The organism is Paraburkholderia lacunae, assembly GCF_003353175.1.
In the GTDB taxonomy this organism is placed as follows: domain Bacteria; phylum Pseudomonadota; class Gammaproteobacteria; order Burkholderiales; family Burkholderiaceae; genus Paraburkholderia; species Paraburkholderia lacunae.
This window is the reverse complement of sequence record NZ_QHKS01000010.1, coordinates 173,614-195,690: the sequence shown is the minus strand read 5'-3', so window position 1 is coordinate 195,690 and position 22,077 is coordinate 173,614. Positions and strand designations below refer to the sequence as shown.

At 64.5% G+C, this 22,077-nt stretch carries 18 protein-coding genes; 11 read left to right on the top strand and 7 right to left on the bottom strand.

Going from position 1 to position 22,077, the window contains the following annotated elements:
• Positions 1-16 precede the first annotated feature (16 nt).
• The gene (locus DLM46_RS17380; RefSeq protein WP_115101967.1) at positions 17-1,387 is read right to left on the bottom strand and encodes an NAD(P)/FAD-dependent oxidoreductase; all 1,371 of its coding nucleotides are present in this window, start codon (positions 1,385-1,387) and stop codon (positions 17-19) included.
• Positions 1,388-1,602: 215 nt separating this feature from the next.
• Between DLM46_RS17380 and DLM46_RS17375 the strand changes: the two genes are divergently transcribed.
• Both DLM46_RS17375 and DLM46_RS17370 read left to right on the top strand, forming a co-directional pair.
• Positions 1,603-2,556, top strand: coding sequence for a LysR family transcriptional regulator (locus tag DLM46_RS17375; protein ID WP_115101966.1), 954 nt, complete (start codon positions 1,603-1,605; stop codon positions 2,554-2,556).
• Positions 2,557-2,796: 240 nt separating this feature from the next.
• The gene (locus DLM46_RS17370; RefSeq protein WP_115101965.1) at positions 2,797-4,242 is read left to right on the top strand and encodes an aldehyde dehydrogenase family protein; all 1,446 of its coding nucleotides are present in this window, start codon (positions 2,797-2,799) and stop codon (positions 4,240-4,242) included.
• Positions 4,243-4,251: 9 nt separating this feature from the next.
• On the opposite strand, the gene DLM46_RS17365 is transcribed toward DLM46_RS17370, so the two are convergent.
• Positions 4,252-5,202, bottom strand: coding sequence for a LysR substrate-binding domain-containing protein (locus DLM46_RS17365; protein WP_115101964.1), 951 nt, complete (start codon positions 5,200-5,202; stop codon positions 4,252-4,254).
• Between the two features lie 118 nt (positions 5,203-5,320).
• On the opposite strand from DLM46_RS17365, the gene DLM46_RS17360 reads away from it, so the two are divergent.
• A complete protein-coding gene (locus DLM46_RS17360; protein ID WP_115101963.1) occupies positions 5,321-6,493 on the top strand; it encodes a M20 aminoacylase family protein in 1,173 nt (390 codons plus the stop codon).
• A gap of 80 nt (positions 6,494-6,573) precedes the next feature.
• Positions 6,574-7,920 carry an MFS transporter gene (locus DLM46_RS17355; RefSeq protein WP_115101962.1) on the top strand — a complete coding sequence of 449 codons (1,347 nt, stop codon included), beginning with the start codon at positions 6,574-6,576 and terminating at the stop codon, positions 7,918-7,920.
• Between the two features lie 60 nt (positions 7,921-7,980).
• Here DLM46_RS17355 and DLM46_RS17350 read toward each other — a convergent pair whose 3' ends face one another.
• Positions 7,981-9,237 (bottom strand): MFS transporter, encoded by a 1,257-nt coding sequence (locus DLM46_RS17350; RefSeq protein WP_115101961.1) that lies wholly within the window; start codon positions 9,235-9,237, stop codon positions 7,981-7,983.
• Positions 9,234-10,208, bottom strand: a complete 975-nt coding sequence (locus tag DLM46_RS17345) for a PRC-barrel domain-containing protein (RefSeq protein WP_115102086.1) — start codon at positions 10,206-10,208, stop codon at positions 9,234-9,236. The genes DLM46_RS17350 and DLM46_RS17345 overlap by 4 nt, the downstream gene beginning before the upstream one ends.
• A 479-nt stretch (positions 10,209-10,687) precedes the next feature.
• On the opposite strand from DLM46_RS17345, the gene DLM46_RS17340 reads away from it, so the two are divergent.
• Positions 10,688-12,070: an NCS2 family permease gene (locus DLM46_RS17340; RefSeq protein WP_115102084.1), complete on the top strand. Its 1,383-nt coding sequence runs from the start codon at positions 10,688-10,690 to the stop codon at positions 12,068-12,070.
• A gap of 208 nt (positions 12,071-12,278) precedes the next feature.
• Here DLM46_RS17340 and DLM46_RS17335 read toward each other — a convergent pair whose 3' ends face one another.
• On the bottom strand, positions 12,279-13,118 hold the full coding sequence (locus DLM46_RS17335; protein WP_115101960.1) for a helix-turn-helix transcriptional regulator: 840 nt from the start codon (positions 13,116-13,118) through the stop codon (positions 12,279-12,281).
• A 142-nt stretch (positions 13,119-13,260) separates the two neighbouring features.
• Between DLM46_RS17335 and DLM46_RS17330 the strand changes: the two genes are divergently transcribed.
• Complete coding sequence (locus tag DLM46_RS17330; protein ID WP_115102082.1) at positions 13,261-14,085, top strand: carbon-nitrogen hydrolase family protein; 825 nt, start codon at positions 13,261-13,263, stop codon at positions 14,083-14,085.
• 170 nt (positions 14,086-14,255) lie between these two features.
• Positions 14,256-15,611, top strand: coding sequence for an APC family permease (locus DLM46_RS17325; protein WP_115101959.1), 1,356 nt, complete (start codon positions 14,256-14,258; stop codon positions 15,609-15,611).
• Positions 15,612-15,614: 3 nt separating this feature from the next.
• Here the strand turns inward: DLM46_RS17325 and DLM46_RS17320 are convergent, their stop codons facing one another.
• Together DLM46_RS17320 and DLM46_RS17315 are read right to left on the bottom strand one after the other, a co-directional pair.
• Complete coding sequence (locus DLM46_RS17320) at positions 15,615-15,797, bottom strand: hypothetical protein (protein WP_115101958.1); 183 nt, start codon at positions 15,795-15,797, stop codon at positions 15,615-15,617.
• A gap of 186 nt (positions 15,798-15,983) precedes the next feature.
• Positions 15,984-16,886, bottom strand: coding sequence for an NAD-dependent epimerase/dehydratase family protein (locus DLM46_RS17315; protein WP_115101957.1), 903 nt, complete (start codon positions 16,884-16,886; stop codon positions 15,984-15,986).
• 481 nt (positions 16,887-17,367) lie between these two features.
• Here DLM46_RS17315 and hutH point away from each other — a divergent pair, with 481 nt between their 5' ends.
• From hutH to DLM46_RS17295, 4 genes are all read left to right on the top strand, one after another.
• Positions 17,368-18,891 (top strand): histidine ammonia-lyase, encoded by a 1,524-nt coding sequence (hutH, locus tag DLM46_RS17310; protein ID WP_115101956.1) that lies wholly within the window; start codon positions 17,368-17,370, stop codon positions 18,889-18,891.
• A gap of 36 nt (positions 18,892-18,927) precedes the next feature.
• Positions 18,928-19,623 (top strand): histidine utilization repressor, encoded by a 696-nt coding sequence (hutC, locus tag DLM46_RS17305; protein WP_115101955.1) that lies wholly within the window; start codon positions 18,928-18,930, stop codon positions 19,621-19,623.
• A gap of 56 nt (positions 19,624-19,679) precedes the next feature.
• Complete coding sequence (hutU, locus tag DLM46_RS17300) at positions 19,680-21,368, top strand: urocanate hydratase (RefSeq protein WP_115101954.1); 1,689 nt, start codon at positions 19,680-19,682, stop codon at positions 21,366-21,368.
• Positions 21,369-21,448: 80 nt separating this feature from the next.
• Positions 21,449-22,036 carry a HutD/Ves family protein gene (locus DLM46_RS17295; protein WP_244306275.1) on the top strand — a complete coding sequence of 196 codons (588 nt, stop codon included), beginning with the start codon at positions 21,449-21,451 and terminating at the stop codon, positions 22,034-22,036.
• Positions 22,037-22,077 lie beyond the last annotated feature (41 nt).

Sequence of the window (22,077 nt, the reverse complement as noted above, 5' to 3'; positions counted from 1 at the left end):
TCGAAGCTTGCCGGCTTCAGTGCAGCCGGATCACCGGATGCACGCGCCTGCGCAACCAGTGGCTCGCCGTATCGAGCGCCATGCGAGCGAAGCCGGTCAGCGTCATCACGTGGCGGCGGTAGATGAGCTTGTAGACGGCCGTTGCCAGCCAGCCGTCGACGAACACCGGCCGCGTCAGCAAGCTGCTGCTCAGGCTGCCGATCGTGCCTTCACGGCCAAAACCGACCAGCGTGCCGGCGTCGCGATACGCGAACTCGGGCAACGCCTCGCCGGCCACCCGACACCTCAACGCCCGCGCAAGGAACAGCGCCTGCTGATGCGCGACCTGGGCGCGCGGCGCCAGAAACGCACCCGCGGTGTCAGAAGGGCAGGCCGCGCAATCGCCTAGCCCGAATAGGTTCGCGTCGTTCGTGCACTGTAGCGTGCGGTTCACCAGCACCTGGGCGTTGCGATTGACCGCGATGCCGTCCAGCGTGCGCAACACCGGCGGCCCCGCGATACCCGCGGTCCAGATCGCGATGTCGCTCGCGAGCGGCGCGCCGTCGTCGGTCAACACAGCGTCGGCGCGCACTTCGGTGACGCGCGTCGCGATCAATACTTCGACGCCGAGGTTCTCGAGCATCCGTTGCGCGCGTGTCGAAATCGTGTCGGACAACCCGGGCAGCACACGCTGGCCGCTTTCGATCAGACGGATGCGAAAGTCATGCACCGGATCGAGTGCGAACGGGCTATAGCGCTTCAGCAAACGCACGGTGTCGCGCAGGGCCGCGGCGAGTTCGACGCCGGTCGCGCCCGCGCCGACGATGTTGATCGACACGGGGGTGTGCGCCTGCGAAGTGCGAGCGCGGCGCGCATGGTTCGCGCGGAGACAGGTGTCGAGCAGCTTGCGGCGGAACGCTTCCGCATGCGCGACCGATTCGAGCGGCAATGCGTGTTCTGCCGCGCCGGGCACGCCGAAATATTGCGTGACGCTGCCCATTGCCAGCACCAGCGTATCGAACCCAAGCTGACGCGCGGGCAGGATTTCGCGGCCGTCGGCGTCGTGCAGCGCGTTCACGGTAATGTGCTGTTGCGCGCGATCGAGCGCCGCGAGTTCACCCTGTTCGAATTCGAAGCCGTACCGCTGCGCCTGCACTGCGTATTGCAGCTGATGCGTGGCTGGATCGAGCTGGCCGGAAGCGGCTTCGTGCAGCAACGGCTTCCAGAAATGCGTCGGCCAGCGGTCGACCAGCACGATCTTCGCGAGCCCCTCGCGGCCGAGCGTTTCGGACAGACGCGTAGCGAGCCCAAGGCCGCCGACGCCACCGCCGACGATCACGATCCTGTGTGCCGCGCTTCGCGTGAGCTCTGCTGCTGTAGAGCATGCTTGCCGATCGACTGCGCCCATGATCCGTATCCTCCCGAAGTTATTCGAACTGCTTATCCGAGCTGCTTATCCGAGCTGCTTATCCGCACTGGTTATTCACAATGAGCCGCAGACGCCGTCAACCTGTCGACGCGCCGTACAAACCATGCGCGGACCTCATCTGTCAGGGCCAGTATAGAATCGGCCTAATCAGCAGCACAATTTAATGTTTATGAAGAACATATAGGTTAGGACTTATGTTAAAGGCAGCCACGTTCCGTCAATTGAAGGCCTTGCATACCGTCGCGAAACTCGGCAGCGTGTCGCGCGCGGCGGAAGAGTTGCGCCTCACGCAACCGGCGGTATCGCTGCAGCTGCGTCTGCTCGAAGACGCCGCCGGCGCGCCGCTATTGCAGCGGGTCGGCCGTGGCGTGCAATTGACGGCGGCGGGCGAAATCCTCGCTCGCTACGCGCTGGAGATTCTCGATCTATGGAACGGCGCGGCGGACGATCTGGCCGCGTTGCACGGAGAGCAGGGCGGCACCCTGCGGATCGGCGCGATCACCACCGCGGAATATCTGATCCCGCCGTTTCTGGTGCGCTTCACCGAATTGCGCCCGCAAGTGAAGGTGCAGTTCAAGGTCGGCAATCGCGCCGACATCATCCGCATGCTCGCCACGCACGAGATCGATCTCGCGGTGATGGGCAGCGCGCCGCGCGAATTGCGCACGGTGGCCACCGCGTTCGCGAAGCATCCGATGGCGTTCGTCGCCTCGCCCGCGCATGCGCTGATGAAAAAAAAGCGTCTGTCGCTCGACGACCTGCAAAGCGCGAATCTCTTCGTGCGAGAGCGGGGCTCGGGCACACGCTCGACTGTCGAGAATCTGTTTCGGCAAGCCGGTCACAAACTGCATATCGGTTCTGAGCTGTCGAGCAACGAGGCGATCAAGCAACTGGTCGAAGCGGGATTGGGTATCGCGTTTCTGTCGCTGCATGCCTGTTCGCTGGAGTTTCAGGCCGGCTTGCTCGCGTTGCTGCCGTTGCCCGCCAATCCGATCGAGCGCGACTGGTATGTGATGCACGTGTCCGATAAACGCTTGCCGCATGTCGCCAGCCTGTTCCGCGATTTTCTGATCGAGCAGGGCGTGTCCGGCGCAGTGCCGATTCCGCTGCCCACCCTGGCGGCGGCCAAGCGGCGGCGCGCGAGCTGAGGGCAGGTCTGAGTTTGGGTTCGGCGTCGCGGCGGCTGGCGCCGTCTGTGGATCAAATCGATCAAGGCGCTGGGCTTTCCGATGTAATGACCGGGGCCGCGGCGGCAGCAAGTTTTTATTGCTGCCAATATAAAAAACCCGCACCTTACGGGGTGCGGTTCCTTATCGAGCAGTAGTGAAGCAGTGGTGGTGACGCTGACTGGACGTCTGATCCAAACCATTCATGTAAAGGACAAGCCCATGCAACACGCCAAACGGTTCTACATCGACGGCAAGTGGGTCGACCCTGTCGTACCGGCCGACTCGCTCGAACCCGCTGCGCTCGACGTGATCGATCCGTCCACCGGCGCCGCGTTTGCGCAGATATCGCTGGGCAGCGCCGCGGATGTCGAGCGCGCCGTGGCGGCTGCGAAACGCGCCTTCCCGGCGTATAGCGACACGACAATCGCGCAGCGCATCGACTTGCTGCAGGCGATTCTCGACGTGTACCGCAAACGCTACGACGACATGGTGCATGCGATCAGCCGCGAGATGGGCGCGCCGCTGCAATACGCGAACGACGCACAGGCGTGGACCGGCGTCGCGCATCTGGAAACGATGATCCGCACGCTCGATACCTTCGAGTTCGAGTACACGAAGAACAGCATCCTGATCCGCAAGGAAGCGGTCGGGGTATGCGGGCTGATTACGCCGTGGAACTGGCCGGCCTTGCAGATCACCACCAAGGTCGCGCCGGCGCTGGCGGCCGGCTGCACGATGGTGCTCAAGCCTTCGGAACTGGCGCCGATGAGCGCGCTGCTGTTCGCCGAAATCCTCGACGAAGCGGGCGTGCCGGCCGGCGTCTTCAACCTCGTGAACGGCGAGGGCCGTACCGTGGGCGAGGCGATGTCGCGTCATCCGGACATCGACATGATGTCGTTCACCGGCTCGACGCGCGCGGGCGTGCAGGTCGCGAAGGCAGCGGCGGATACGGTCAAGCGCGTGCATCAGGAGCTGGGCGGCAAATCGGCCAATCTGATTCTCGAGGACGCCGATCTGAAGGAAGCCGTGCTGCGCGGCGCGCGCGCCTGCTTCGACAACAGCGGCCAGTCGTGCGATGCGCCCACGCGCATGTTCGTGCCGCGTGCACGCGAAGCCGAAGCGCTGGCGTATGCGAAGGAAGCGGCTGAAGCGCTGGTGGTCGGCCCGGCGGATGCGAAGGGTACCGATCTCGGGCCGGTCATCAGCGAGCAGCAGTTCGACAAGATCCAGCGGCTGATCGGCGCCGGCGTGGAAGAGGGCGCGACGCTCGTGGCCGGCGGCCCGGGGCGTCCCGAAGGTGCGGGCCAGGGCTATTTCGTCAAGCCCACGGTGTTCGGCCGCGTCACGCCGGATATGACGATCGCGCGTGAGGAGATTTTCGGTCCGGTGCTGTCGATCCTCGCCTACGACTCCGAAGACGAAGCGATCGCGATGGCCAACGACAGCCTCTACGGTCTCGCCGGCTACGTGCAATCCAGTTCGATCGAGCACGCGCGTGCGGTGGCGAAGCGCTTGCGTACCGGCACGATCTATCTGAACTACGCGGACTACAGTCCCGACGCGCCGTTCGGCGGCTTCAAGCAATCGGGCAATGGCCGCGAGTATGGCGAGTTCGGTCTCGAGGATTTTCTGGAGATCAAGGGCGTGGTGGGTTACGCCGCTTAAGCGCCTCGCCTAAAGCAGCAGTTCGATCGAATGAAACAGGCGGCGCTGCTCGGGGTCCTGCGAGCGCGCCCCTTCGTCGATCACTTCACGCAAGCAATCGAGAAAACAGGTGGCCGCGGGACTCGTCGGCGCGCCGCGGCGTGACGTGATGCTGACGGTGGTTTCATCGACCGTTTCGCGCAGCGGCAGCGCCCACAACTTCTCCTTCGCGATGCTCACCTCGACGAGCGGCCACGGGAAGATGCTGAGCATGTCCGTTTGCGCGAGCAAGCCGAGTACGATCGCGAGCGAATGCGCGAGATGGATCGTGTGCGGCACTTTCATGCCGCGCTTGCGGAACAGATTGTCCGCAATCGACTCGCGGCTCGCCGGGTCCCAGTTCAGCACCCATTCCGCGTCTTCCAGTTCGAGCAGCGTGCGGCAACCGGCCTTCGGATGATCGCGGCGCGCGACCACGGCCGAATGCGTGGAAAAGAGCGGCACGTTGTGAAATTCCGATTGCGGCGATGCAGGGGGCGGGCGGCCGATCGAAAAGTCGAGGCTGCCGTCGCGCAAGCGCGGCTGCACGACCGCCAGCAAGCCTTCGAAAAATTCCAGCTGCACTTGCGGCATGCGTTGCCGGAACCGCTGCACGGTAGGCGGCAGAAACGTCAGCGCGACCCACGGCGTGACGCCGATCGACAGTTTGCCGGCCGCCGCGCCGCGCAGCGCTTCGATCTCCGCTTCGGCGCGCTGCAATTGACCCAGCACGAGCCGCGCGTGCACGACCAGCGCGCGGCCGAACTCGGTGAACGCGACGCCGCTTGCGCCGCGCAGCAGCAGCGGCGCGTGCAGATCGGCCTCCAGTTCGCGCATCGCCTTGGTGACGGCGGCCGGCGACAGGTCGAGCGAGCGGGCTGCCGCCCGGATACTGCCGGTATCCGCAATCGCCGCTAAGGTACTGAGTTGATGCAGTTTCATCTGACAAAGTGTTAGGGAGGTGGCAACCATAGGTTGCTGCCGCAACGATTCTACGCCTGCCGCTGGAAAATCGGCGTCGCTATGCTCGGTCCACGCTTTCATAGACGGAGACGACATCGTGAACACCATGGCCATCCCGGCGGGCATCGCCGAACTCGAAGACGAAATGATCGCGCTGCGCCATCGCATTCATGCGCAGCCCGAGTTGGCCTACGAAGAGTTCGCCACCGGCGACCTGGTGGCGGAGCGCCTGCAGGCGTGGGGCTACACCGTGCATCGCGGGCTGGGCCGCACCGGTGTTGTCGGGCAGCTGAAAGTCGGCAAGGGCACGCGCACACTCGGCTTGCGCGCCGACATGGACGCGCTGCCGATCCACGAAACCACCGGTCTTCCGTATGCGAGCAAGGTGCCCGGCAAGATGCACGCTTGCGGCCACGACGGCCACACGGCGATGCTGCTGGCCGCGGCCAAACATCTCGCGCAGCAAAAGTGCCTTGACGGCACGCTCAATCTGATTTTCCAGCCTGCCGAAGAAGGCCAGGCCGGCGCGAAGAAAATGCTCGAAGACGGCCTGTTCGATCAGTTTCCTTGCGACGCAGTCTTTGCGATGCACAACATGCCTGGCTTTCCCACGGGCAAGTTCGGCTTCCTAGCGGGCTCGTTCATGGCGTCGTCCGATACGGTGATCATCACCGTGACCGGCCGCGGCGGTCACGGCGCGGTGCCGCATAAGGCGGTCGATCCGGTGGTGGTGTGCGCGCAGATCGTGCTGGCGTTGCAGGCCATCGTGTCGCGCAATATCGCGCCGCTCGACATGGCGATCATCACCGTCGGCGCGATTCACGCGGGCGTTGCGCCCAACGTGATTCCTGAAACCGCGGAGATGCGTTTGTCGGTGCGTGCGCTCAAGCCCGAGGTTCGCGATTATTTGCAGGAGCGCATCACGGCGGTGGCGTGCGCACAGGCAGCGGTGTTCGGCGCGCGGGCGCAGGTGGACTATCAGCGCCGCTACCCGGTGCTCGTCAACGACGCCGACATGACCGGCCTCGCGCGGCAAGTCGCACTCGACTGGCTCGGTGAAGACGGCCTGATTGCCGATATGCAGCCGCTCACCGGCAGCGAGGACTTCGCGTTCCTGCTGGAGCGTTGCCCCGGCAGCTACCTGATCATCGGCAATGGCGACGGCGAGGGCGGTTGCATGGTGCACAACCCCGGTTACGACTTCAACGATGCCTGCCTTGCCACCGGCGCGGCCTATTGGGTGCGGCTCGCACAGACGTTCCTCGTCTGAGTGAGCTGCGATCGTACGCAGATCGAACGCAGGCGGTCGCAGAGCCGCCCATCAGCAGGGGGGACACGATGGAGACACAGATGGACTATTCCGCTACACCGCAACCCACGGGCGCCGACATGCAGGACACACTGGCCGCGCAGCCCGTTCAGCGCACGAGCCACGTGAAAGCGATCGCCGCGATCACGCTTGGCAACGGACTCGAGTTCTTCGATTTCACGATCTACAGTTTCTTCGCGACCATCATCGGCAAGCTGTATTTCCCGGTTGAAGGCCAGCTTGCGCAACTGATGCTGGCGGTCGGCACATTCGGCGTGGGTTTCATCATGCGGCCGGTGGGCGGCATCGTGCTGGGCGCGTATGCGGACCGCGCAGGCCGCAAGGCCGCGATGAGTTTGACGCTGTGGCTGATGACGCTCGGCTCGGCGATCATCGCGTTTGCGCCGACTTACGCGGCGATTGGCGTGGCCGCGCCGCTGCTGGTGATTCTCGCGCGGCTGATTCAGGGTTTTGCGCTGGGCGGCGAGATTGGCGCATCGACTTCGCTGCTGCTCGAATACGGCAGCGACAGGACGCGCGGTTTTTATGGCAGCTGGCAGTTCGTGAGCCAGGGATTGAACACGGTCTGCGGCTCCTTGCTCGGCGTTGCGCTGGCGGCGGCGTTGTCGACGGCCGCGCTCGAAAGCTGGGGTTGGCGGGTGCCGTTCGTGATCGGCATGGCGATGGGTCCGATCGGCATCTATATCCGGCGGCATCTGGATGAGACGCTGCCGGGCGTCGAAGACGGTACGGTTCAGGCGGATTCGATGCCTGCCGCGCAACCGGTGCGCAAGTTGTTTCGCGACCATTCGCGGGTGATTACGACGGGCGTGCTGACGACTATCGGCGGGACAGCGGCCAACTATATCGTGCTGTTTTATCTCTCCACTTACGCGATCCGGATTCTGCATTTGCCGATGTCGTCGGCGTTATGGGCCGCCTGGACCGCGGCGGTTGTCACGGTGATCTGCTCGCCGTTCGCGGGGGCGTTGTCCGATCGCGTCGGACGCAAGCGGGTGTTGTGGGTGGCTCGCGCGCTGTTGATCGTGGCGGTGTATCCCGCGTTCATGATCATCAATGCGTCGCCGACGGTGCCTGTGTTGTTGTCGGTCGTTGCCGTGCTGGCGGTGTTCGTGGCTTTTACCGCCGTGCCCAATATCGTCATGCTGCCGGAGCTGTTTCCGCGCGAGATTCGCGCTACGGGGATGTCGATTGTTTATTGTCTGGGTGTGTCGATTTTTGGCGGGTTTGCGCAGTTTTTCGCCACCTGGCTGATTCAGGTTTCCGGGAATAATCTGGCGCCGGCGTGGTATCTGATTGGATGTGGCGTGGTGTCGTTGTTGCCGCTTCCGTTTATGCGGGAGACCGCGGGACAAGCTATCGATTGAGGCTTGTTTTTGCCTTTGACGGGGGTGTCTGAATTTGCCGCCAAAGGCAAAAAAACCAGCCTAACTTTTCGCCGGCTTCCCCCCGTCAGGCACAGCGGCCGTTTCATCATCGGCCGCCGCATCGCGCGTCTCGGGCATCGCTGCCCAGACCAGCAGCACGGCCATCGCGCCGGCCGCCGCCAGCGCAAAAAAGCTCACGGCATTGCCAAAGTGATCGGCAATGAACCCGGCAGCCGTTGTGCTCAACGTGGCCCCAATCCCCGCCGCCAGCCCGAACAGCCCGATACAGAGGTTGTATCGTCCCTTGCCGCCGGCCACATCGGCGGCAATCAACGGCAGCATCACGCCGAACACGGCAGCGCTCAAGCCGTCCAGCATCTGCACCGGCACGAGCAAATAAGGGCTGCTGATCCCGGCAAACAACAACGCCCGTATCGGCAGAGCAGAGAACCCGAGCAGCAGGATCGGCCTGCGTCCCCATCGCTCGGCGGAACGCCCGACCCACGGCGACATCATCGCCACAATCGCCTGCGGCACGATGATGCAGGCAGCAATCACGAGCTGAACGTTGTCTCCCATGCCGGCCGTCACCTCGCCGGCGGCAAGATTCAACATCGCCGCATTCGACAAATGGAACAGCACGATGCACGCAGCGAACAGCAGCATGCGCTTGTCGCGCAGCAACTCGCGCAAGCTCTCGCGCCGTTCGATCTGTGCCGGCGTGGGTGCGGCCTTCGGCAGTTCCACCGTGTCGGTGCGCTGGATCATCGTCAACGCAAAGAGCGCAGGAAGCGCGAGCGCCGCAGTCAGCCAGAAGACGGCTCGCGGCGAATAGTATTCGCCGAATACGCCCATCAACCCGGCCGCGACCGCGCTGCCGATCGACGCCCAGCGCGCGTTGCGCCCGAGCCGGTCGCCAAGATTTGCACGTCCGACCAGCGCGAACGAGATCGCCGCGAGCGCGGGCGTCAGCATGCAACTGGCGAAGCCGTGGAATACCTCGGCGACGATCACGGGCAGCACGGTTGGGCTCGCGGCCAGCAGCACCGCGCTGAAGATGATCGCGAAAATCGCCCAGGCGGCGGCGCCTTTCTTGTTGCGCAATGCGTCGACCGCGGCGCCGCCCGGCACCTGGCTCACCATCGCACTGATGGTGCCGACCGAGAGTGCCATACCGATCTCGCCCTGCGTCCACTTGTGCGACGCAAGGTACGACGCGATGAACGGCCCAAAACCCGTCTGCACATTGGCAACGAAGAAGTTCAGCCAATCGAGCGCGCGCAGGCTGCGCGCAGTGACCAGAGTGCGGCCCGTCATCGGGTCACCCGTGCACTGGAAACCGCCGTGGCAGTGGCCGGCGCCGCCGGGGCCGCTACCGCCGGGGCGGGTGCAGGCGCGGGCGCGGGCGGCGGCGCGGGCGACACCGCGCGGATCGGCTTGTCGCTGGCGTAAGGCGGCGTCGCGTTGATCTGCGCGTCGCTCAGATCGATCAGCGGATGCAGTTCCTTGTCTTTGGTGACGAAGCGCAGCGCCGACCAGTTCGCGGCAATCGTGCGCCGCTCCGTGCTGACCATCCCGTTGACGTCGAGCACGACGGCTTGCGGTTGCGCGTTGCCGTCGATCAGCACGTCGATCACGCGGCCAACCTTGGCGCCGTTCGAACGCTCGACGGTCGCGTCGAGCAACGGCAACTGCGCGACGTTGGACTTGACCGCGGGCGCCGGCACGGCCGGTGCGGTGAGCGTGATCGGCGCGGTCTTCGCGGTCGGCGTGAAGCGGAACGCGCTCCACGGGAAATTCACCTTGCGATCGCCGACGCCGAGGAAACCCTGCAGGTTGACCACCATCTCGCGTGGCTTGCCGCCCGCGTCCGTGAGCATGTCGACCGCGCGGCCGACCACCTTGCCGTCGGGTTTCTGCACCGGGCTATCGAGCAGTCCGTGCGCTTCGTTGCGCTCGATCGTGCGCAACACGATCAGCGGCGGGGGCGGCGGAGGCGGCGGCGCGGGCGCGGGCGCGGCGACCGGCGGCGGAGGTTCGACCTTGTGAGGCTTGACGACCGGCTTCTTCGGCTTTTGCGGCTGCTCGGGCCCGGCCGTTTCGGTCTCGGCCGGTTCCGGCTCGGAGGCGGCTACCGGCGCGCTCGCGGGTTCGACGGGCATGACCGTGGCTTCGACGATCGGCGCCTGCACCGGACCCCACAGCAGGCTGCAACCGGACAGCGCGAGCATTGCGAACACAGCAAGAATCAGAAGACGCCAGGCAGGACGTGCGAAACCGCCACTCATCAAGAAGGACTCCATGGACCAGTGCGGACGAGCACTGTGGGCCGCCGCAATTAAGGCGCGCGTCAAGGCGCGCAATCAAGACTGTTACGGGCCAGAGTGTAACCCGCGACGCCGGGCCGGCCGCTTTTGCAGGCCATCCGGCAGGTCCGCTGCACGCACGGTTCGTGCCGCCTTTCGTCCTTTAGCACCTCGTTCAGCCCCTCAAAACCGCAGAAAAAACTGCGAGAAACAAAAAACCCGCTTCGCCATTCGATGGCAAACCGTAGGTGTAAACGCGCGGACTGCGCGCGCGATCGGCCGTCGCCTGAACGATATAAGCATCGTGACATGTCGAGCATGCCATTCATGCGATTGGAGACATATTTGTGTTGGCCTACATTTCGGGACAGCAAAAGAAGATTAGACAAACTCAACGAGACGAACCTGATGGCGGCCGGATCGACGGCCGTTTCAGTACGCTGATAAAGGAGGCACTCATCATGATGGAACCCCACGCCCAACCGATTTCCGAAGTCGGCGCCGAATCATTCGACGGAAAGGGCTTTCTCGACCGCTACTTCGAAATCTCCTCGCGCGGCAGTTCGCAGCGTCAGGAAATCGTCGCGGGTATTACGACCTTCCTCGCGATGGTCTACTCCGTGTTCGTCGTGCCGGGCATGTTCGGCAAAGCGGGCTTCGATACCAGCGCGGTGTTCGTCGCCGTGTGCCTGACCACCGCTTTCGGCTCGCTGCTGATGGGCGCGTGGGCGCGTCTGCCGATCGCAATCGGCTGCGCGATCTCGTTGACCGCGTTCACTGCGTTCGGTCTCGTGCTCGGCAAGGGCCTGCATCCGAACGTCGCGCTCGGCGCGGTGTTCCTGATGGGCGTCGTCTTTACCGGGATCTCGGTAACGGGCGTGCGGTCCTGGATCCTGCGCAATCTGCCGACGGGCATCGCGCACGGCACGGGCATCGGTATCGGCCTGTTCCTGCTGCTGATCGCCGCGAACGATGTCGGTCTCGTCGTCAAGAATCCGGGCGCCGGGTTGCCGGTGTCGCTCGGCCATATCACGGCGTTGCCGGCGATCATGTCGGTGGCGGGTCTGGCCGCGATCTTCGGTCTGGTGCGCCGTCGCGTGCCGGGTTCGATCCTGATCGTGATCGTCGCGATCTCGGCGATCGGATTGCTGATCGATCCGGCGGTGGCGTTCCATGGCGTATTCGCGCTGCCGTCGCTGAGCGCGCCGGGCCATGCTTCGCTGATCGGCGCGATGGACATCAAAGGCGCACTGTCGATGGCGGTCTTGCCCAGCGTGCTGGCACTGGTGATGACCGCGGTGTTCGACGCCACTGGCACGATCCGCGCCGTCGCCGGACAAGCGGGCCAGCTCGACGAGAACGGCCGCATCATCAACGGTGGTCGTGCGTTGACGGCCGACTCGCTGAGCTCGATTTTCTCGGGACTGCTCGGCGGCGCACCGGCGGCTGCGTACATCGAATCGACGGTCGGCGTCGCAGCCGGTGCGAAGACGGGGATGGCGGCGGCGGTGGTCGGTCTGCTGTTTCTGGTGGTGATGTTCTTCTCGCCGCTTGCCGGCCTGGTGCCTTCGTATGCGACCGCGCCGGCGCTGATGTACGTGGGGCTCCTGATGCTGTCCAACGTCAGCAAGCTGCATATGGACGACATGGTCGACGCGATGTCGGGCCTCATGTGCGCGGTGTTCATCGTGCTGACGGCCAACATCGTGACGGGCATCATGCTCGGCTTCGCGACGCTGGTGATCGGCCGCGTGGTGAGCGGCGAGTATCGCAAGCTGAACGTCGGCACCGTCGCGATCGCTGTTGTGCTGGTCGGTTTCTATGTCGGCGGCTGGGCGATCTGAGGTTGTTGAATGTTGCGGTAGCGCGAGAGCGGGGCGGTCACTTCCGGCTGCTTTGCTCGAACGAGTAGTCGGTTGTTCTCCACCTTGACGCGGCACGTTGCAGGGTTTGTCTGCGATACGCCGCGTATCTTTTTTGCCCGCTCCCTCCCCGCTGAATCTTGTCGACGCATCAGACGGCACGCGCATCCCTGCTTGAAAAAGCGGGTCGTCACGCGCCTTTGCGTCCCGCCTCGTAAAACAGCGCGAACAGCTCCGACTGCGAATTGACGCTCAGCTTCGTATAGATGTGCTTCTTGTGCGCGCGCACGGTCTCGAACGAGATCGTCAGTTTTTCCGCGATTGCGCGCGTCGAGAATCCGCTCAGCGTCAGCATGGCCACTTCCACTTCGCGTGCGGTGAGCGCCGCGCGGCCGCTCACCGACGATACCTGTTCGAAGCGCGCCGCGTAGGCTGGCGCGTCGGTCGGCGCGAGCGTTTCTGTTTCCGTCGCCGCGAGGTTCGATGACGCGCCCGATGTGTCGAACGCCTCGTACGGCAGGCGCTGCCGCATCAGCGCGATCACCCACGGCGCGCATGAGGCGAGCATCGTGAGATCGCGCTCGCCGTAGCGCTGCGTTGCGCCCAGCGAGAACGCCAGCGTGTGCCGCGCGTCGATCATGTAGTTGAAATGTACTTCGTCGCCGACGATGTTCTTCCTGAAGTAGCGCTGGTAGTAATCGGTCATCGTGAAGTTGTCGGGCGCGACGTCGGCAAGGGTGACGAAGCCCGACGCGGGCTTTTCGATGGCGGCGAGATAGAACGGGTCGAGTTGATAGAGCGCGGCCAGATAGTCCTGGAACATCACATCCACCGCGCCGTCCGGCGTCGGCGATTCGGCGCATACGAGCGGCGCGGCTTCTCGCGTGAAGCGCAGCGCGACCCAGTTGTCGAACGCGACATAGCGTTCGAGCGCGCGCGTAAGGCGGGTCCAGAATTGCGCGCTATCGAGTGCTTCGATGACCGCACCGATCTCCCGATGAAACGCCAGATCGCGCCATTCGAGTTCCATGCGTGCTCCGTTGAGGGTAACCCAGCCGGGTGATTACGAACAAAAATATGTCTGGTAATAATAGGCCCGACCTGATCGCAAGGGGCTCACAGCAGCCGCCATTTAACGCGAAGCGGGGCGGCAAGGACAGGAGACAAAATTGATTCAACTCGAACTCGCGCAGATCCCGATCGAAGACAGCGGCACCGCCACAAACTTGCGGCGCGTGCTCGACACCATCGCGCACCGCGCGCCCGGCACGGAGCTGATCGTCTTTCCCGAGGCCACATTGTCGGGTTTCCCGACGCGGCACAACATCGGTGAAATCGCCGAATCGATCGACGGGCCGTCGCTGACCACGGTGCGTCGTGCCGCGCGTGAAGCGGGCGTGGCGGTCGCGGTAGGTCTCGCCGAGCGCGACGGCAGCCGCTTTTTCAACACCACGGTGCTGGTCGACGAACGCGGCGACATCGCGCTGCGCTATCGCAAGACGCATCTCTGGGCGTCGGACGTCGGCGTGTTCGAAACGGGCGACCGTTACGAAGTGTGCAGCTTCAAAGGCATGACCGTCGGCATGCTGATCTGCTACGACATCGAGTTTCCCGAAACGGCGCGCGCGGTCGCCTCGCTCGGCGCGGATCTGCTGATCGTGACCAACGGCAATATGGACCCGTTCGGACCCGTGCATCGCCGTGCGATCGTTGCGCGGGCCATGGAGAACCAGATGTTCGCCGCGCTCGTCAACCGCACGGGTTCGGGCGACGGCGATCTCACGTTCCCCGGCGAATCGGCGTTGATCGACCCGTTCGGCGACGTGGTGTGCGACGCGGGCGCCGGCGAGAAAGTGCTGCGCGCCACGCTCGATCCGGCGCGTCTGGAGGGCGCGCGTGAACATTACCGTTATCTGCACGACACGCGCATCGCGCTCGATCTCGCCACCGTGGAAGGCGAGCGGGGAGCACGTGCGCGGGTGATCCGCGCACCTTAAGGCGCGCGGCGAACCGCATTCCGGGCTGCACTTCGAGCCGTACTTAGGAAAACCCGCAAGGCGTGCAACCCGCGCATCCGGCAAGTCTGATTGATAGAACCCGAGACTCGACCGGGCGGCACCTGCGCCGCTCGCGGCGACGCTCGCCCATTCGCCTGAGGAGACATCGCATGACCCCTTCATCCACCGCAGAACGCCCAGACACACAGGCCGCGCATCTGAAGCGCACGCTCGGCCTGCCTTCGGTATTGCTGTTCGGACTGGCCTATATGGCACCGCTGATCGTCTACGGCACCTATGGCGTGCTCGCGGGCGCCAGCAACGACACCGCCGCGCTCGCGTATCTGATCGCCCTGGTCGCGATCGTGTTCACCGCGCTTAGTTACGGCAAGCTCGCGCGGCTCTTTCCGGTGGCCGGTTCGGCCTATACGTACACGCGCAAGACCTTCAATCCGCATCTGGGCTTCATGATCGGCTGGGCCACCTTGCTCGATTACTTCTTTCTGCCGATGGTGATCTGGCTGATCGGCGCCGCGTACCTGAGCGCCGCGTTTCCGCACATTCCAAGCTGGATCTGGATCGTTGCGTTCATTGTGCTGACGAGCGCGCTGAACATTCTCGGCATCGAACTCGCGAACCGCTTCAACATCGTGCTGATGGTGGTGCAATTGGCGATCGTCGCGTTGTTCGTCGTGCTGTGCTGCCACTACGTGACGGCAGCCGCCGGCCCCGGCGGCCTGATTTCAGCCGAGCCATTCTTCAAGCCGCACGTGCCGTTCTCGGCGACGATGGCCGGCGCCGCGATTGCCGCCTACTCGTATCTCGGCTTCGACGCGGTCTCCACGCTGACTGAAGAAACCGTTGCGCCTGAGAAGACCATGCCGCGCGCGATCGTGCTGATTGCGCTGATCGGCGGCGCGATCTTCGTGATCGCCGCGTACACGGTGCAACTGGCGCATCCGGGCGCGGTGTTCAAGGACCCCGATTCGGCGGCGTTCGAAGTCGCGCGCAAAGTGGGCGGCGATATCTTCGTGACGGTGTTTCTGGCCGGCCTGATTCTCGCTCAGTTCGCCTCGGGCATCTCGGCGCAGGCGAGCGTGGGGCGTCTGCTGTATGCGATGGGCCGTGACGAGGTGCTGCCGAGGCGCATCTTCGGTTTCGTGCATCCCCGCTTCAAGACGCCGGCATTGAACATCGCGATTGCCGGCGCGGTGGGGCTGGTCGCATTGAAGCTCGACGTGGCGACGTCGACCTCGTTCATCAACTTCGGCGCATTCCTCGCGTTCACCGCGGTCAATTTGTGCGTGATCCGCCAGTTCTTCAATGCGAAGGGCGGCGCGCATGCAATGGGGGTGATCGGCGGCCTGCTGTTTCCGCTGGCCGGCGCAATCGCGGACGTATGGCTGCTGGTGAGCCTGGAGAAGACCGCGCTGGTGCTCGGCGCGGCGTGGTTCGTGGCGGGGCTGTGCTATCTGGGCTGGCTCACGCGGGGCTTTCGCCGGGCGCCGCCGGAAGTCGCGGTTTGACGCTTATAGCGCCATCTCGAACGCTGGCCTGAGGAAGACTTCGATCGCCATCACGGCGAGGCTCATCGCGGCCGCCGACAGGGTCAGCGTGCCGTATTCGTCGTAGCGTGCATCGTACAGGCACGCCACGACGAAAAGAATCGCCAGAAAATTGGTCAGCCAGTCGAAGTTCAGCACCAAGTTCATCGATCAACCCCGGGCTTGCGCGCGACCCGGATTGTCGAATCGCGCTATTAATTTCGCGCGATTCTAACGAGCCGAGCTTACGTATTCGCAACGCCGGCGCTTACATGGCTTACGCCCCGGAGGAAGCCCCCTTAGGGGGCGCACCGGAGGAAGTCCTCTTGGGGGGCGCCCCGGGGAGGAAGTCCCCTAGTGGGCCAGCATGCCGTGCTCGATCCAGTCGATCACGGATGTGCGGCCAGGCTGCCAGCCGAGCAGCTTGCGCGCGCGCTCGCCGCGCACCCGGCTGTTCGAACCGAGCCCGTACGACGCCATTTCATAGCCCCATTCTTTCAGCGCTTCTTCAAGCGGCCAGTCTTGCGGCGCGCCCAGCTTCAGCGCGCGGGCGATCGCGGCGCTCATGTCGCGGAACGACGCTTCACCGCTTTCGACGAAATAGAACGTGCCGGCCGGCGTTTTTTCCAGCGCGAGGCGATAGAGTTCGGCGACGTCGTCGAGATACACGTTCGACCAGATGTTGCCGCCGCTGCCCACATGCCGCACCACACCGCTCTTCTGCGCCTGGCGCACGAGCCGCGGCAACTGCACGCTCGCGCTGCCGGCCACCGCGCCGTTGCCGTAGATCAGCGTGTTGCACAGCACGGCCGAACGGATGTTCTGTTGCGCCGCGTCGAGCACGAGCCGGTCGATCGCGACACGTGCCGCTTTATCCGCGCCCGGCTCGGGCAGGGCGTCTTCGTGATAGATCCGCGCCTCGCCCGCTTCGCCGCCCGATGCATCGCCGACGATGCTCGAACCGCTCGTGTGCAGAAACGGCTTGCCGGAGCCGGCAAGGCCTTCGATCAGCGCTGTGACGGCGCCTTCATGGTCGCTGCTCGCGGCATTGATGACGGCGTCCGCCGCTTGCGCCTCGCTGATCAGCAGCGCGCGGTCGTCGAGCGTGCCGATGACGGGTTCGATGCCGAGGCGCTGCAGTTCGGCGGCGTGTTCGGGCTTGCGGATCAAACCGCGCACGCGATGGCCGGCGCGCACCAGATGAGCCGCGACGGAACCGCCGATAAAGCCGCTTGCACCGGTGATGAAAATCTTCAAGACGTTCTCCTGTGAGTGGAAATGCGATGACAGGAAAACAGTATCCGTCGTCTTGATTCTCGCAAAAAGCGCTTGAGTAACAAATCAATCTTGATTTGAAATCAACAATCAGACCAAGAGTGGCCAATCACGAACTGAACCGGCTGCGCGCGCCCGGACCCTGTCTCATGGCGGCGGGGCGAGGTTCGGGCGGGCTGCGCCGGGCGCGCGAAATCTTTTTGTCCGCTTGTCTGGGGACATTTTGAACGTGTAACGTGTATAGACAAGTTGATGTGAGTGAAGCACCGAATGCCGTGCCGGGTGCCCCCGGCGCGCGGGGTCAGGGTTCTGGCGGCATACCGTTATGCAAGCTGTATATCAAGCGCCAGGCAAGCATCCCGCCCTAATGGAAAGCCCTGGGCCGAAACCTGCAAAAACAAGTTGTATATACAAGACGACGCCGCTAGACTTCTTTCAAATTGTATAGACAGGACACAAAACCATGATGATTCTGAAGCCCGGCTACCTGACCCTCCCGCAACTGCGCCAGATCGCACGCGAACACGTCGCGCTGCAACTCGATCCCGCCAGCCATGCCGCCATCGACGCCTGTGCGAAAGCCGTGGCCGATATCGCCGCCAAGGGCGAACCGGCCTACGGCATCAACACGGGCTTCGGGCGCCTTGCCAGCACGCACATCCCCCGCGACCAGCTCGAACTGCTGCAGCGCAATCTGGTGCTCTCGCACGCGGTCGGCGTGGGTGAGCCGATGTCGCGTCCGGTCGTGCGCCTGTTGATCGCGCTGAAGCTGTCGAGCCTCGGCCGCGGCCACTCGGGCATCCGCCGCGAAGTGATGGAAGCGCTGATTGCGCTGTACAACGCCGACGTGCTGCCGGTGATTCCGGTCAAGGGCTCGGTCGGCGCGTCGGGCGACCTCGCGCCGCTCGCGCATATGTCGGCGGTGCTGCTCGGCGTCGGCGAAGTGTTCGCGAAGGGCGAGCGCATGCCGGCCACCGAAGGCCTCGCGCTCGTCGGCCTCAAGCCGCTCACGCTGCAAGCCAAGGAAGGTCTCGCGCTGCTGAACGGCACGCAAGCCTCCACCGCGCTCGCGCTCTACAACATGTTCGCGATCGAAGACCTGTACCGCACCGCGCTGGTGGCGGGCGCCTTGTCGGTGGACGCCGCGGCGGGTTCGGTCAAGCCGTTCGACGCGCGCATCCAGGAGCTGCGCGGCCATCGAGGTCAGATCGAAGCGGCAGCCGCTTACCGTTCGCTGCTGCAGGGCTCGGGCATCAACGTCTCGCATGCCGATTGCGACAAGGTGCAGGACCCGTACAGCCTGCGCTGCCAGCCGCAAGTGATGGGCGCGTGTCTGGACCAGATGCGCCATGCGGCCGACGTGCTGCTGATCGAAGCCAACGCCGTGTCGGACAATCCGCTGATTTTCCCGGACACCGGCGAAGTGCTGTCGGGCGGCAACTTCCACGCTGAACCGGTGGCGTTCGCAGCGGACAATCTGGCGCTCGCCGCCGCCGAAATCGGCGCGCTGGCCGAACGCCGCATCGCGCTCCTGATCGACGCGACGCTCTCGGGCCTGCCGCCGTTCCTCGTGCGCGACGGTGGGGTGAACTCCGGCTTCATGATCGCTCACGTGACGGCTGCGGCGCTCGCGTCGGAGAACAAGACGCTCGCGCATCCGGCCTCGGTCGATTCGCTGCCGACTTCCGCGAACCAGGAAGATCACGTGTCGATGGCGACCTTCGCCGCGCGCAAGCTGGGCGACATTGCCGAGAACACCGCGAACATCCTGTCGATCGAACTGCTCGCCGCCGCGCAAGGTGTGGATCTGCGCGCGCCGCATAAGACCAGCCCGAGCCTGCAGAAAGTGATGGACGCGGTGCGCAAGGACGTCGCGCACTACGAGCTCGATCATTACTTCGCGCCCGATATCGCGGCCGTGACGCGTCTCGTGCAGGACGGCACGATCGCGAAGCTGAGCCCGTTCTCGTTCGTGTCCGAACAGTAAGCGGGCGCCCAGCACTCAGTCAGGCAGAACAAGCCAATGAACGCACCGGCCTACCAGGGCATCAAGGACTTCATCCTCGCGCGCATCCATGCGGGCGAATGGGCTGAAGGCGACCAGGTGCCCTCCGAAAACGAGCTCGCGCGCGAATTCAACGTCGCGCGCATGACGGTCAACCGCGCGCTGCGCGAGCTGACCTCGGAGCAGGTCCTCACTCGCGTGCAGGGCTCGGGCACCTTCGTCGCCCGGCCCAAGTACGAATCGACGCTGGTGGCGATCCGCAGCATCTCCGACGAAATCGTCGCGCGCGGTCATCGTTATCAGGCGAAGGTGCTGCACATCGGTGCAACCATCGCGGACGAATCGCTCGCCGAAGAAATGCAGGTGAGCGAGGGTAGCCCGGTGTTTCATTCGCGCGTGCTGCATTCCGAAAACGACGAGCCGGTGCAGCTCGAAGAGCGCTGGGTGAACCCGGCGGTCGCGCCCGAGTATGCGTTGCAGGACTTCACGAACACCACGCCGAATCAGTATCTGGTGAGAGTGGCGCCGTTGCAGCGCGTGGAGTACCGCATCGAGGCGCTCGCCGCCGACGCCGCTACGCGCCAGTTGCTGACCATGGACGAAACCGAGCCTTGCCTCGTGCTGCATCGGCGCACGTGGTCGCAAAGCCAGGTCGCCTCGATCGCCAATCTCTGGCATCCCGGCAGCCGTTATCGCTTCACCGGACATTTCTGATTTCGCCGCTTTTTTCGAACATTTCCCGAACATCTTCAAGCATTCCGAGGGCCATCATGAACAACCCGAAACACATCGACCCGCGTCTGGACCCGAGCCGCACGATCCGCGCCCCGCGCGGCGCGGAAAAGATCTGCAAGACCTGGATCGCGGAAGCCGCGTACCGGATGATCCAGAACAATCTCGACCCGGAAGTCGCCGAGCATCCGCATGCGCTGGTCGTGTACGGCGGCATCGGCCGTGCCGCGCGCAACTGGGATTGTTTCGACCAGATCCTCGCGTCGCTGAAGGATCTGAACGAAGACGAAACGCTGCTGATTCAATCGGGCAAGCCGGTCGGCGTGTTCCGCACGCATGCAGATGCGCCGCGGGTGCTGCTGGCGAATTCGAATCTGGTGCCGCATTGGGCGACGTGGGAACACTTCCATGAACTCGATCGCAAGGGCCTGATGATGTATGGCCAGATGACCGCGGGCAGCTGGATCTACATCGGCAGCCAGGGCATCGTGCAGGGCACCTACGAGACGTTCTTCTCGGTGGCGAACCAGCATTTCAACGGCGAGCCGAAAGGCCGCTGGATTCTGACGGGCGGTCTCGGCGGCATGGGCGGCGCGCAGCCGCTCGCCGCGACGATGGCAGGCTTCTCGATGATTGCCGTCGAATGCGACGAGACGCGCATCGATTTCCGTCTGAAGACACGTTACGTCGACAGGAAGGCGAAGACGCTCGACGAAGCGCTCGCCATGCTGGAACAAGCGAAGCAGGCCGGCAAGCCGGTGTCGATCGGCCTGCTGGGCAATGCAGCCGACGTGTTCGCCGAATGCGTCGCACGCGGCATCACGCCGGATTGCGTAACCGACCAGACGAGCGCGCACGATCCGATTCACGGCTACCTGCCGCAAGGCTGGAGCGTCGAAGACTGGCGCGAGCGTCAGAAGACCGCGCCGGATTCGATCGTCACGCCCGCCAAGCAGTCGATGGCCAAGCAGGTGCAGGCGATGCTGACGCTGCAGGAACGCGGCGCGGCCACGCTCGATTACGGCAACAACATCCGCCAGATGGCGCTGGAAATGGGCGTCGAAAACGCGTTCGATTTCCCGGGCTTCGTGCCGGCGTACATCCGCCCGCTGTTCTGCGAAGGCAAGGGTCCGTTTCGTTGGGTCGCGCTGTCGGGCGATCCGGAGGACATCTACAAGACCGACGCGAAGGTCAAGGAACTGATTCCCGACGATCCGCATCTGCACAACTGGCTCGACATGGCGCGCGAACGTATCGCGTTCCAGGGGCTGCCGGCGCGGATCTGCTGGGTCGGCGTGAAGGATCGTTATCGTCTGGGCCAGGCGTTCAACGAAATGGTGAAGAACGGCGAGCTGAAGGCGCCGATCGTGATCGGCCGCGATCACCTCGACACCGGTTCGGTGGCGAGCCCGAATCGCGAAACCGAATCGATGAAGGACGGCTCGGACGCAGTGAGCGACTGGCCGCTGCTCAACGCACTGCTGAACACGGCAGGCGGCGCATCGTGGGTCTCGCTGCATCATGGCGGCGGCGTCGGCATGGGCTTCAGCCAGCATTCGGGCGTCGTGATCGTGGCCGACGGCACGGAGGCGGCAAAAGAGCGTCTCGGCCGCGTGCTGTTCAACGACCCGGCGACCGGCGTGATGCGCCACGCGGATGCGGGCTATGAACTCGCGCAGGAAACGGCGCGCGAGGCAGGCCTGAATATGCCGATGCTGGGCCGTTGATCGTGACGCTTCACAGCACGCCTCACAGCACGCCTCACAGCACGCGTGACGGCACGACGGCGCAGCCGGCCAGCACCACGCTGATCCGCGGCGCCGACCTCGTGGCGACGCCATGGAAGAACGGCGGCGGCATCACGCGCGAAGTGGCGGCGTTTCCCGAAGGCGCCGGACTCGACACGTTCGTGTGGCGCGTGAGCGTGGCCGACGTGGCTCAGGCCGGGCCGTTCTCGCGTTTCGCGGGCATCGACCGCACGCTCGTGCTGTTGTCCGGCGCGGGTATGTTGCTCGATGAAACGGATCACGCGAGCGTGCTGAATACGCATGCGTTGACGCAACCGCTCGATATCGCGCGTTTCGCGGGCGAAGCGCACATCGACGCGCGTCTGGTCGACGGCGAGACGCGCGACTTCAACCTGATGGTGCGGCGTGGCGCGGCGGCGGGCGAGGTCGAAGTATGGCGCGGCGGTACGCAGCGCGACTTGTCCGCCGACGTCGTGCTGCTGTTCTGCGCGAGCGGCCCGGTTGCCATTTCGCTCGGCGCCGGGGTTCAGCCGTTCGCGCTCGATACCGGCGACACGCTGCGCATCGACACGCCGAACGCGCTGTCATGCACGGTCGAAGGCGCGGGCGCCTTGCTCGCGATCAGCCTGCGTTACGCGCAACGATGACGACGGTTCGCGGCCACGCTGGAAGAACAAGCGCACCGCGA